A 12,808-nucleotide genomic window follows, 5' to 3' on the forward strand; every position below is an offset into this window, starting at 1 on the left:
AGCAACGTGGGGAATTTTAGCCTGCGTTGCTGATGTTTGGGTCTCCAGGGATTAGCGCCCCTGGAGGGGTGTGGATTTCAACAAAATCAGGCCGCATAGCATATGCGGTACGGGAGACTGTTAATGTTAGAGACTCTGCAATGTTTTTTTGCTGGTTTAATCCAAATCCTTACCGTTAAAACCTTCGGACTGATGCTTCTCGGCGTGGTCATAGGTTTTGCTGTGGGAATCCTTCCCGGGATGGGTGGACCAACGGCAATGGCGCTGATGCTGCCATTTGCCGTAAAGATGACCCCGGTCGAGGCCTTCGCGTTTCTACTCGGCATGGCTTGTGTTGTAAACACGACGGGAGATATTACCTCCGTCCTCTTCGGCATCCCGGGTGAGCCGACAACCGCCGCGGCCGTGGTGGACGGCCATCCCATGGCGAAAAAAGGGCAAGCCGGCCGCGCGCTCGGGGCCATTCTTACGGCAGCTCTGTTCGGCTCCATTTTTGGCGCCTTTATGCTCGCCCTGGCCGTTCCGATAGTTCGTCCTATCGTGCGTTCCTTGGGCTCGCCTGAGTTTTTCATGCTCGCTATTCTCGGCATCACTTTTGTGGCATCCTTGAGCGGAAACAACGTCATCAAGGGTCTGTTGTCGGGGGGATTAGGTTTTTTTGTTGCCACGGTCGGCCTCGATCCCGTCTCCGGAATTGAGCGCTTCACCTTCGGCCAATTGTTCCTCTGGGACGGCATCGGGCTAGTGCCAATCACAATAGGATTTTTCGCCTTCCCGGAGCTCATCGATCTTGCCGTATCCGGTTCGAGCATCTCCGGCGGCAAGACAGGAAACCTGGGCGGGGTGATGGAGGGCGTCCGCGACGTATTTAAACACATGTGGCTCGTACTGCGCTGCGCCGCCATCGGAACCTTCGCCGCCATCATCCCGGGGATGGGGGGAGCGACAACCCAGTGGCTCTCCTATGCGCATGCCGTGCAGAGCTCTCCCGACAAAGAGCGTTTCGGCAAAGGGGCAATTGAAGGGGTTTTAGCCCCCGGCGCATCCAATAACTCAACCCTCGGCGGCAGCCTGATCACAACCGTGGCCTTTGGCATCCCCGCGAGCGTCTTTATGGCAATCCTAATGGGCGCCTTCATTATGCACGGGGTTGTGCCCGGCCCGGAGATGCTGGTCCCGGAATCCAAGGGAGGCCACCTCGGACTTACCTATTCGTTCGTCTGGATTGTGGTGCTGTCAAACATTATCACCGTAGGCATGATTTTTCTTTTATTGAAGCAACTCGTCAGGATAACGCAAGTACGGGGCTCTCTGCTGATTCCCTTTATCCTGATCCTTATTTACCTGGGCGCTTACGCCGAGAAGAATGCTTTCCCGGACATGGTGCTTGTAATCTTTTTCGGTATCTTAGGATGGGTCTTGGAGAAGCTCAAGTTTCCGCGGCCGCCTTTGATTCTCGGCCTTGTTCTGGGGAAGCTGGCGGAAAGTCGGCTGTTTCTTTCCGTGAACAACTACGGCATAAGCTGGCTCTGGCGACCCCTAGTGTTGGGACTTATAGTTCTCACCCTCCTCGGGGCCTTCTACCCCCTTATAAAGAGATGGCTGGAAAAGAAAAAGATTGAGAAATATACAGGTAAAACTGCTTCTGACGTTTTGGAGGTAAAAGTTGAGACGAAAGCCACTGTTGACAAATGGCAGGTGCTTTTCTCAGGGGTTCTTGTCATAGCTCTCGCCCTGGCCCTTTGGCAGAGTAGGAACTTTAACGTTCGGGCCGGGCTTTTCCCCTGGGTAATAGGGTTCCCGTTGTTGCTCCTTTCTTTAACACTGCTGATAAAAGAACTCCTGGGAAAAGGCGGACGTCGTGCCCAGGCAAATGAAGCGGAGGAGGCAGATGCGATACCTGAGGAGGTTGTAACCCGCCGGACTGCGGCAATGTTCGGCTGGATTTTCGCCTATTTCCTGGCTATCTGGCTTCTCGGTTTCGCCTTCGGCGGCGCCCTGTGCAGTTTTCTGCAACTCAAATTTGCCTCAAAAGAGAAGTGGCCTATTACCATAATCCTCACTATCGGCCTGTGGGCCTTCATTTACCTTTTATTTGAACGCTTGCTCCATGTTCCCTTCCCGCCTGGCCAGGCATTTGAATGGCTCGGCTGGGTTGAATAATTTAATCACCCGCAGGCAAAGGCACAGTAGTTTAAAGTTTTACCGGAGACTTCTGAGATCCGGGACATTAATATCAACAGGAGGAGGAAAGAGGACTATGGAAAGACTAAGGGTTACGTTTGCCTGCTCGCCTTATGACCGCTTGCAGCCATTGCTGAACGGAAAAGTGGTTCCGGAGGGGCTGGATTTCAATTTTATTCCTTTGGAGGTTGAGGAGACTTTCTGGCGCCAGTTGAGGCATCAGGAATTTGACGCTTCGGAAATGTCCATGTCCTCCTATACAATGGCCCGCGCCGCCGGAGATGACCGCTTTATTGCAATTCCGGTCTTTACATCTCGCTTCTTTCGCCATTCGTGCGTCTATATCAATGCGCACAAAGGCATAGAAAATCCCTCGGATTTAAAGGGGAAAATAATCGGCGTGCCTGAATATCAGATGACCGCCGCCTTATGGATCCGGGGAATTTTCTGGCACGAATACGGCGTGAGTCACACAGATGTCCATTGGCGAAGCGGAGGGGAGGAGACTCCGGGGCGTGTGGAAAAGGTGAAACTTCAACTGCCGGCTGAAATTGACTACCAGGCAATCCCTCCGGACAGGACTCTCTCCGAAATGCTCGATGCCGGCGATATTGACGCGCTCTTTACCGCCCGGGCGCCTTCCTGTTTCACCAACGGATCTCCCAATGTAAGGAGACTCTTTGAGGATTACGTGGAAGTGGAAAAGGCCTATTACCTGAAAACGAAGATATTCCCCATCATGCATACAGTAGTCCTAAAGAGGGCTCTCTATGAAGAGAATCCCTGGGTAGCGATGTCCCTATACAAGGCGCTCGTAACATCAAAAAACATGACCTTGGAAAACCTGCATAAGACCAATGCCCTGCACGCCATGCTGCCCTGGCTTGTCGCCCACGTCGAGGAGACAAAGAAAATTCTCGGAGACGACTGGTGGCCCTACGGGATAGACAAAAACCGGGAGACCATCGAGGCTATCTGCCAGTATTCTTTTGAACAGGGATTGTCGGCGCGCCGAATGACGATAGAGGAACTCTTTGCACCGGAAACGTTCGATGAGTTCAAGGTTTGAATAAATATTACTTAATGGGCAGCGATGTTCAATAACTAACTTTGAGGAGGGGAAAGGTGAGAAAAAAAGCAGGGCAGCCCGATGCGCAGTCGAAGAACGTGCCGCAGACATCACAAGCGGCCATCGCCCAGGTAGTTTTGGCCAACAGAATACTGGCAAACGAAGGCATCCTCGATGCCTTGGGGCACGTGAGTCTAAGAAATCCGGAAAACCCCAAAACCTTCTTTCAGGCCCGTTCCCTGTCGCCTTTGGAGGTAACCAAGGATGATGTTCTTGAGTTGGACCTTGAGGGGAACGTGCTGACGGATACCACAATGAGACCATACGGAGAGCGCGTGATCCACGCGGCAATCCTGAAGGCGCGCCCGGAGATGAACGCCGTTTTCCACGGCCACATAGCTGCGGTTATTCCCTTCTCCGTTACCGGGGTCCCCATCCAACCAGTAACCCATGTGGGGAGCTTTCTCTACCAGGGGGTGCCTGTTTATGATGATTATGAACCTGATTGCGGCATGCTGATCTCAACCGCACAGGAAGGCGCACGCATTGCTGAACACCTCGGGAAAAACAGGGTTCATCTGCTCCGCGGACATGGCTGCAATATCGTTGCTGAAAGCATGCCGGCCCTGGTGGCTTCCTCCATCTATTTGCGCGACAATGCCGCCGTCCAGTTGCAGTCCCTCATGCTGGGCAAAAAAATTAAATACCTCTCGGCAAAAGAGGCGAAACAGGCCATGGAAAAAGCGCTTTTCGCCTCTTTCCCCCTGGACCGGATGTGGGGGTACTGGACTGCCCGGGTAAAAAAGGCCATGCCGGAAATGAAATAATCATCAAAGACAGTCAGGAACTTGGCAAAAGCATGAGGGGCCAACCACCAAGTGATGAGGCAACAGATGTTTACTGAACGTTTCAAGGTAATTGCAATTGATCCAGCGGCATGCACCGGCTGCAATATATGTGTCGATATCTGCCCCATGGATGTCCTGGCTCCGAACGCGAAAAAGGGGCTGCCCCCCATCGTTGCCTACCCTGAGGAGTGCTGGTTTTGCGGCTGCTGCACGGAGCTGTGTCCCCAGAAGCTGAAGGAGGCCATCCGCGTGATTATCCCCCTCCCCATGCGGGTATCCGTATGGAAGGGAGCTAAGGAAACCAGCGATCAGCAGCGCTGAAATCAGACGATTATCAGGGCTCAAACTGAACCGGTTTAAAACATTGAACAGGGGAGGTAATTGCAAAACTCCCCATTCTTGTCATTCCCGCAACGATTCTGAGCGGGAAAGCGGAGCTTAATGTTCATAAAACGAAGTTTAATGTTCATAATCTGGTTCTAACTGCTTGAAAAACCATATTATGAACATTAAGCTTCGCTTTCCCGATATAGACATTATGAACATTAAGCTTCGCTTTCGGGAATGACAAATGGTTTTGCAATTGCCTCGGGGGAATGCGGGAGGGGATCACATGGTCTTTAGAAAGGATTTAATCACTCTTGAAACCGACCTCCTTGTGATTGGGGGAGGCCTCGCTGGGTGCATGGCCGCCATCAAAGGAAGAGAGCACGAGGTGAAGGCGCTCATCCTGGAGAAGAGTCACACCATCGCCAGCGGGCAGGCAGGCTCAGGCATTGACCACGTTTGGGGATATATCCCGCCGGTACACGAAAAGATGGGTTGGACCATCGAGGATCTCGTGGAAGACCATATGCAGGGGGTGGCCCATGGCTTTGGTCGGAGAGACCTCATCCGCTTCGTGTCTCGGGAGATTTATCCGCGCCTGCTCGACCTGGAGACTTTCGGCATCAAGATCAGGTATCAGGACAGTTCCCTGCCTGGCGGATTTCGCTTGGTGTACCAGTTTCACAGCGTACCCACCTCGTTGAATATCGACGGATATTTCCTCAAGAAAAGTCTCACCAGGGAGGCGAAGCGAAGGGGAGTCGAGATTCTCAACCGGGTGATGGTGACGGATCTGCTCTCCGAAAACGGAAAGGTCACGGGCGCCTTGGCTGTAGGCGCCCGTGACGGCAAAGTCTATCGAATCGCCGCCAAGAGCGTCATCCTTGCCGCGGGAGGAAAAACGGGGAGGCTGGGCCGGGAATCCACCGGCTGCGTCAGGTTTAACCTGCACCTGCCGGGGTCTCTCAGCGCTGACGGCAAGTCCTTGGCCTTCCGCGCTGGTCTGGCGATCATGAACATGGAATTTCTCGGGGCAAGACGTTACGGACTGGCCAACTACGAGACCGCCGGGAGGCCCCCCAGGAACTCGTGGCAACCCGCGGCGGCCATCGTCGATGCGCAAGGAAAAATCGTCGTTCCTAAAACCACCTTTTATGAGTGGGGGGATTTGGAAAAAGGATATCAGATAGATGCCGCCGCAACCAGAAGGCAGTGGCTTGCGCAAGGCGCCATCACCCCTCTGGGAATGCCATCGCGAATAGACCTGCTTGAGAAGGGACCGTACTATGTGGATTGCACGGGCGCCTCGGAGGAGGAGATCCGTTATGTGGAATGGGCACTTCAGAACGAGGGAAAGTGCAGGCAGCTTCTCAAATATCTGCAGGAGGAGGGCATCGACATAAGGAAGGACAGAATCGAGCTCGGCCTGGGGAGTCGGGAGTTGGGAAATTTGGCCGCCGCCGGTCTCATCGTGGATGGCAATATGGAGACGACCATGCAGGGTCTATTTGCCGCTGGGGACGAGGTGGGGGGAATTCCCTTCGGAGCCTCGTCTGCCGCTTTCACCACCGGCTGGCATGCGGGAGACATGGCCGGACAATTCGCCCGCACCCGGAAATCTCCGCTCCATACCGGGGAGGAGGCGCTTAGCCGGCTGCAAGACCTGTGCACAGAGATCATGAGTGACCGGAGGGGTTACAGTTGGAGGGAAGTTGAGGATAGCCTGCAAAACATCATGGACGCCTATTGTGCCGATGTGAAGACGGAGACCATGCTGGCAAGAGGTTTATCACGGCTTTTGGAACTGAAGGACGCTCCGCTCCAGGCCTCAAACCCTCATGACCTGACCCGGTGTCTCGAGGTAAAATCGCTCTTGGATAACGCGGAAATGATTTTCAGAACCTCCCTGGCCCGGAAGGAGAGCAGGGGAAAACCCTTCGGCTTTTACAGGTCAGACTTCCCGCAGCAGGATGATGCCAATTGGTATGCCTTATCCACCATCCAGAGGGTAAATGACGAATGGCGGATCTCCAGGATTCCCCTTGGCCCACAGGAAGCGGTTTCTGCGAATGCATAAATTGAGCGATACCCGGGATAGAAACATTGGGGAAACTGGGAAACGGCAAAAATCAAGGTAAATGGGCTCAAAAGCGAAGGGGACTGCTGGGGATACCCCTTGGGAGAAAAAGGATGATCCGCAAGATCGACGAAAAAGCATGCGTGGGTTGTGCCCTGTGTGCAATGCTCTGTCCGGGGGATGTGATCGTCATGGACAAGAGCGGGAAAGCCCGGGCCAAATACCCGGAGGACTGCTGGACATGCTTTAGTTGCGAGATGGCTTGCCCGGTCAAGGCGATCGACGTCCATCCCTTCCGCAGACCGAGGCCCATGGCATGGTAGGAAAACGGTTACTCCGTCATTAGTCAAAACAATGAATTGCACGGATTTACACGCACCTTTATCTGGGAAGGAACACCATGGATAAATCGCAATCATGGGAAGTCGTTGATACAGAAGTCCTCATAGTGGGAGGCGGTTTTGGCGGGCTCTGGGCCGCCCTGAGGGCTGCGGAATTGGGGACCTCTGTCACGCTCGTGGATAAATCATTCGCAGGCAAGTCAGGGCATTCCTTTCTCGCCGGGGGAGCCATGGTGGTCCTTCTCCCCGGGGACGATCCCGACCAATATCTCTATGACATCACACTGGGCAACGAGTGGCTTGTTGATCAGGAAATGGTAACCGCAGTCCTGGATGGTTCCTACGCGAGACTCAAAGACCTTGAATCATTCGGTATCCCTTTCCGAAAGCGCGGGGAGGAATACGTTTGGACCAGGGCCAGGGGCGCCCAGCATATCAAGAACCTCTGGCCGCAAAATGCCTCTGCTGCCGACGAAGTACTGGTACTCCGCAAGGTCGCCCTGGCGAGGGGTGTGAAGATCATCAATCATCTCTATGTCTATGACCTGCTCAAAGAAAGCGAAGGCCGGGTCTGCGGGGTTGCCGGAATCGGGGTAAAGGACCAAAAGAACTATTTAATTACGGCAAAAAGTGTGATCCTGGCAACCAATACCGGGAGCTATCGGGGCCATCATCTCGCCTGCGAACTTCAGGGTACGGGGCCTTTTATGGCCTTTGAGGCGGGGGCACAGATCAAGAACCCGGAATTCCATTATATCAATATCCGCCCCGCTAAGCATGAAATTGAGGGATCGGGAATCCTGCCGGCCATAGGGGCCAGGTGGAAAAACGCCAAGAATCAGCATTTCATGAAAAACTATGACCCGCTCCTGGAGGATAGGGCACCCGTTTTCAAGATCGTCATATCTGCCGCCAAAGAGGCCCTCAAGGGCAATGCTCCTATCTGTATCGACGTGGAGGGGATGACCGAAGAGGAAAGGGAAAAATTCCGTATTCTTCAAGTAAGCCATGGATGGATGCCCCTCCTTTTCCGGAAATGCGAAAGCGAAGAGGGGTATGACCCCTTGCGAGACAACATCGAATGGCAACCTGCGTATGAATGCAACAAACTGGGAATCCGGGCCGACGTGGACTGCAGAACCTCACTGAAGGGTCTTTTCGCCGCCGGCATGGCGAGAACTCTCGGAGTCAATCCCTTCACCGGCTGGTCTATCACTTCCTGCACGTGGTCCGGCTACAGGGCTGGCGAAAGCGCCGCTATGGCTGCGAAAAGCGTCTCCCTTAAACAGTTGGATTTCAAGTCCTTGATAGAAGCCAAAAAAAGATTTTTCCAACCCTTTGCCGTGGGAAAAGGCCATGACCCGGACCGGCTGGTTCACGAGCTTCAGAAAATCCTTTTCCCCGCCGATGTTCTCATCATCATGAGTGAGCCGAAACTTCAGGAAGCATTGGACCGTGTAATCAGGCTCAAGGAGGAACGACTGCCCTCTTTGCAGGCATCGGATGTGCGGGGTTTGATCAAGGCCAGGGAAACTCAGACAATGTGCATTTCCGCGGAGATGACTCTCCGGGCTGCCTTAATGAGGCAGGAAACCAGAGAGAGCATCTTTTACCGGGAGGATTACCCCCGGCCAGACAACGCTAAATGGCTGAAATGGATTTTTGTGGAAAAGGCAGCACCGGGTGAGATGCTCTTCACCACGGAGGCTGTCCCCATAGAAAGGTACAGATTTCAACCAGAGGGGCCAGAATGATATTCAAGCTTGCCGATCAGCTCTATGGTTTTGAGGTCTTTAATGGTCTTTTCCAGGGCTTCTTTCCCTTCCTTCGCTATTGCCGGGGATAGTCCCTTGATGCTGGTGCAGAAGAAGCATCTATCCCCTCCGAAAGATCAATAGCTTCGGACTACGGGCTCAAGTCCTGGACGCCCGGGATATTTTGCTGCAATATCAATTACAGCCGGGTGATCCAGTGCCATGAGATGTCCCCGGTCATGGACCAGCGTGTCCCCCACCCGAAAGGTTGCATTCATGATGTCGCCTGTGCAGTGCATCCAGTAGGGGTAAGCATCTGTGGGCGGCGGCGCCCCGATATGGACATGAATGTTGGAGCTGTGCGAATGCTCTATCAGGCGGTGGTAAAGGATGCTGGGGCACTGCTGCAGGCTCACATTTGCCTGTGGATGGACGCCGAAATGGAGGCAATTGAAACCGTAAACCTCATCGCCGAGACGCTCGTGCATGGAGACGAGAAACCGCTTCAGAGCCTCTGCCTCATCACCGCCTTCTATTCCGGTAATCCTTGAATTCTCAACGGTGATCCTGATAGCCTTACTGAAATAGGGCGAGATTCCTATATAACGCGACCACCAGCTTAGCATCCTGTCGAAAATGAAGATGCCGTTCACATCCCTTAACCGGATAGGCGGATGAACCCACTCCGGCCAGGGGCGATATGAATTAGATTCCTCACGCCGTATTGAATAGCTGGGAAACCAGGGGTGGTTAGGGTGTAAAGCGGGATTAATAAATCCTTCCAGGTGCGTACCGTTATCGTCTGTAATTTGCCATGCCAGCCCTTCTTGAAAAGGGATAGATGCCTGGTAGCGTATCTCGTTGACAAGTTCGTAGGGTGTCTGCGCCCAGGCAGTGCAGAGCAGCGGAGCAGTCACCGCAAAATTGCGCACAAGGACTACCTTTGTTTCCCATTGGTATTGTTTGAGTTCAACGAGCTCTTCAAAAACGATGTCGAAAGAGTTGTTAATCAACACATCGCAGGCCCCCATGGCGGCCTTGACGACAGGAGGAATGCGCCAGGCATGCGGTTTGGCAGGCTCATCAATCCAGAGCACCGATGTGTTGGCGCCCCGGTGCTGGACGGCAGCCTGAATCCAGGAGATAGCCGTTTCGTCAACGAGATTATCCCCTCCATGGAGTCCATCGATATGCGCCAGGACGACAACCTCTTGGCCTGCCTTTATTTTGGCGCAATTATCGAGCATATCATCGATAGCCACAGCCGCGCCCCTTGTAATCCCCAAGGCACTCATAACATGCACCCTCCCGCATTAAAAAAATCAAAATTTTTTATCATCAGCAAAATGATCATAAGGAAATTTCTTTTCTATATCGAAAATTTATCTGCTGTTTACCAAACATTTTTGTTGACATATTATTCTGTTCTACAGTATTTATTTATTAACAAGTAACGGGGTCAACACGCTCACGACATTATTACCAGGGAGTCGCTGGCCAACAATCTGCAGCGCCTTGGGCGAGAAAATTTTGGCAGAACAGCGGAAATATCGTGAAGCGGGTTTAATGACTTGAGCAGACATGTCGTTCACTAACCTCTGGTTAAGAAGCAGGCCGCGCCAGCTTGGGTGCAAGACGATAAATCATGCGTCGATTCTTAACGATTTAGAATAAAAGCAAATTAAATGCGCGCGTATTAAGGCAAACCTTTATATTAAACCATTGCACATAAACGGGAAGAATGTCAACAAAAAATGACAGTTCAATTTAAACCACTGAACGAGAAAAAGAACTTTGAGAAAATCGTTGACGTGCTGAAACAGAAGATTTTTTCGGGCGAGTTTCACTCAGGCGACCGTTTGCCTGTAGAGCGAGACCTGGCTGAGAAGCTCAGAGTAAGCCGTCTCTCGGTGCGGGAAGCCTATCGTTCCCTTGAATTATTCGGAATGGTGGAAATCCGCAGAGGCAATGAAGGAGGAGCATTTATCCGCACGCCGAACAGAAGCTCTATTATCCAGAGCGTGGGCGATCTATTCCGTTTTCAGGGCCTCACCCTGGAACAATGGACGGAAGCGCGCCTCCTGCTTGAACTGGACATTGCCAGATTGGCCATAAAGCGCGCCGACAAAAACGATTATGCGCGCCTGGAAGGTTTGATCGGAGAAGCTTATCAAAAGATCGAAGCCGGCGTCCCCGCCCATGAAGAACATATATCTTTTCACCGACGCTTTGCAGAAACCGCCCGCAACCCCATTCTCTTTACGGCATATAACTCGATGATGGGCCTTCTTTTGGACAGCCTGCTGGTCCTCCATGCCCCCTTGGAGCATGCTCAGAATGCTGCAGAAATTCACAGGCGCATTGTGGATGTCATGAAGGGCGGTGATTTCAGCCTGTTATCAGAGGTAATCGAAGAGCACGTCCGGGAGGCAGGCAAGCGGCTGGTTTATATTGCAAAATCATCTCCGCTCTTTAACGGGAATCTCTCGCAAGAGTAAGGCTTTGAGTATATTCGCCAGGGTTTTCGCCGCGCCGGCGATATCGCGCTGCGCCATTATTGCAGAAACAACGGCGACGCCGTCAATCCCGGTTTTCAGCGCCGCCTCAATGTTGCCCAAGCCAATCCCGCCGATCGCCACAACCGGGATCCTGACGTTTGCTTTGATTTTTGCCAATTCTGTAAGCGCTACCTGGTCGGCGTCTGTTTTCGTACCGGTTGGGAAAACCGCGCCGACCCCCAGATAATCGGCCCCCTGCGCCTCCAGCGCCAGCGCCTCTGCAAGCGTACAGGCGGAGGCGCCGACGATCTTTTCCCGCCCCAGAATCGCGTGGGCAATCGGAATGGACAAATCGTCAGAACCGAGATGCACCCCGTCAGCATCACAGGCAAAGGCGATGTCTATCCGGTCGTTGATGATAAACGGAATTCCGCATCTGTCCGTAACATCTTTTACCCTCTTCGCAATTTCCAAATATTCCCGCGACGAAATATACTTTTCGCGAAGCTGCACAGCGGTCGCCCCGCCCTGAATCGCCTCTTCGACGGCGTCCTCGAGACTTTTTTCCCCAAGCCAGCGGCGATCGGTCACCAGATACAGTGAATAATCGATTTTTTTTGTTTTCATGTCTGCCCCCTTAAATGCCCCCCTTTGAGGAATCGGGGATGATGTTTATCGGAGCCCCGTCATTTTCAGCCGCCGGCTTCCTCTCCCCGGTTATCTTTCCCTGCCGTGCGGACTCCAACAGCGTCATGGTGGCTTTACTCTCTATGCAATAAAAAGGCCGCCCCCAGAAGGGAAGCGGCCTTTTTTCAATAGAACGTCCGGCTCATTTCCCTCCGCAGGCATTACCCTGATCAGGTCAAGGGTTGCCGGAAGCCCGGTATCTCAGTCCTTATGGACACCCCTAACGAGCAAAAATGTTTAATCAGCGCGGTACATTGTCCGCGCTGAAGAAATTTTGTCAAAAAACGATACCGTTACCGGCAGCTGGAGCAGACCATCAGCTCTTCTACTGGCACGCCGGTCCGCCCGCTTATGTACTGAAGCTGATCCTCGGGGGCAAAGTAACGGCCGCAGACCTTGCAGACCGCCATCTTGAAGTCCCGCCCCCAGATCGTGCGGACATCCCCGGCAGGGGAGGTAAGCATCTCTATTTCCCCCGTCGGGCAGACATAGGAGCAGGCGCCGCAGCCGATGCAGACATTGGAAGGCTCGTGAAACGGCGTGCAGACATTCTTTTGCGGGCCGCGGGAGGAAAACCCGATCGCGCTCACTCCGACGATCTTCTCGCATGTCCGGACGCATAAGCGGCAGAGCACGCATTTATTTCCGTCCTCGCTCGCTTTAAACCGCGGCTCGGGGCTGATCCCCATATTCTCCGCCATCTTTGCAAGCTGCTCCGATTCCGGGGCGCGGGCAAGAAGGAGCTGGATCACCGTGCGCCGAACATTCATCACCCGCTCGCTTGCAGTGTTGACAACCAGTCCCTCGGCAACCGGGTAGAGGCAGGAGGTGACAACCTTCGTTCTGCTCCCCTCCCCTATTTCCACGCTGCAAAGACGGCACGCCCCCGACGGCTCCAGAGATTCATGGTGGCACAATGTCGGGATAACTATGCCATTTTGTCGGGCAACATCCAAAAGGGTCTGCCCTTCCTCCGCTTGAATCTTTTTGTTGTCTATCGTCAGATTAACCATTTTTTCTACC

Annotated in this window: 11 protein-coding genes and 1 riboswitch; of the genes, 8 read left to right on the top strand and 3 right to left on the bottom strand. The window is 53.2% G+C overall.

Going from position 1 to position 12,808, the window contains the following annotated elements; genetic code table 11:
• The first annotated feature begins 123 nt into the window (after positions 1-123).
• From M0P74_05725 to M0P74_05755, 7 genes are all read left to right on the top strand, one after another.
• The gene (locus M0P74_05725; GenBank protein MCK9363083.1) at positions 124-2,163 is read left to right on the top strand and encodes a tripartite tricarboxylate transporter permease; all 2,040 of its coding nucleotides are present in this window, start codon (positions 124-126) and stop codon (positions 2,161-2,163) included.
• Positions 2,164-2,260: 97 nt separating this feature from the next.
• On the top strand, positions 2,261-3,253 hold the full coding sequence (locus M0P74_05730) for a hypothetical protein (GenBank protein ID MCK9363084.1): 993 nt from the start codon (positions 2,261-2,263) through the stop codon (positions 3,251-3,253).
• A gap of 56 nt (positions 3,254-3,309) precedes the next feature.
• A complete protein-coding gene (locus M0P74_05735; GenBank protein ID MCK9363085.1) occupies positions 3,310-4,080 on the top strand; it encodes a class II aldolase/adducin family protein in 771 nt (256 codons plus the stop codon).
• Between the two features lie 66 nt (positions 4,081-4,146).
• Entirely contained in the window at positions 4,147-4,422 is a 276-nt protein-coding gene (locus M0P74_05740; GenBank protein MCK9363086.1) for a ferredoxin family protein, read from the top strand.
• A 292-nt stretch (positions 4,423-4,714) separates the two neighbouring features.
• Complete coding sequence (locus M0P74_05745) at positions 4,715-6,505, top strand: FAD-dependent oxidoreductase (protein MCK9363087.1); 1,791 nt, start codon at positions 4,715-4,717, stop codon at positions 6,503-6,505.
• A 113-nt stretch (positions 6,506-6,618) separates the two neighbouring features.
• Complete coding sequence (locus tag M0P74_05750) at positions 6,619-6,828, top strand: ferredoxin family protein (protein ID MCK9363088.1); 210 nt, start codon at positions 6,619-6,621, stop codon at positions 6,826-6,828.
• Between the two features lie 77 nt (positions 6,829-6,905).
• Positions 6,906-8,600 (top strand): FAD-binding protein, encoded by a 1,695-nt coding sequence (locus tag M0P74_05755; GenBank protein ID MCK9363089.1) that lies wholly within the window; start codon positions 6,906-6,908, stop codon positions 8,598-8,600.
• 137 nt (positions 8,601-8,737) lie between these two features.
• Here the strand turns inward: M0P74_05755 and M0P74_05760 are convergent, their stop codons facing one another.
• Complete coding sequence (locus tag M0P74_05760; GenBank protein MCK9363090.1) at positions 8,738-9,895, bottom strand: hypothetical protein; 1,158 nt, start codon at positions 9,893-9,895, stop codon at positions 8,738-8,740.
• A 459-nt stretch (positions 9,896-10,354) separates the two neighbouring features.
• Between M0P74_05760 and M0P74_05765 the strand changes: the two genes are divergently transcribed.
• Positions 10,355-11,098 (top strand): FCD domain-containing protein, encoded by a 744-nt coding sequence (locus M0P74_05765; GenBank protein MCK9363091.1) that lies wholly within the window; start codon positions 10,355-10,357, stop codon positions 11,096-11,098.
• Here M0P74_05765 and thiE read toward each other — a convergent pair.
• A complete protein-coding gene (gene thiE, locus M0P74_05770) occupies positions 11,060-11,725 on the bottom strand; it encodes a thiamine phosphate synthase (GenBank protein ID MCK9363092.1) in 666 nt (221 codons plus the stop codon). The two genes, M0P74_05765 and thiE, sit on opposite strands and share 39 nt — an antisense overlap.
• A gap of 190 nt (positions 11,726-11,915) precedes the next feature.
• Positions 11,916-12,017: riboswitch (TPP riboswitch) on the bottom strand.
• A 61-nt stretch (positions 12,018-12,078) separates the two neighbouring features.
• A complete protein-coding gene (locus M0P74_05775; GenBank protein MCK9363093.1) occupies positions 12,079-12,798 on the bottom strand; it encodes a 2Fe-2S iron-sulfur cluster-binding protein in 720 nt (239 codons plus the stop codon).
• Positions 12,799-12,808 lie beyond the last annotated feature (10 nt).

The sequence above is a fragment of the Syntrophales bacterium genome (assembly GCA_023229765.1).
Taxonomy (GTDB): Bacteria; Desulfobacterota; Syntrophia; order Syntrophales; family UBA5619; genus DYTH01.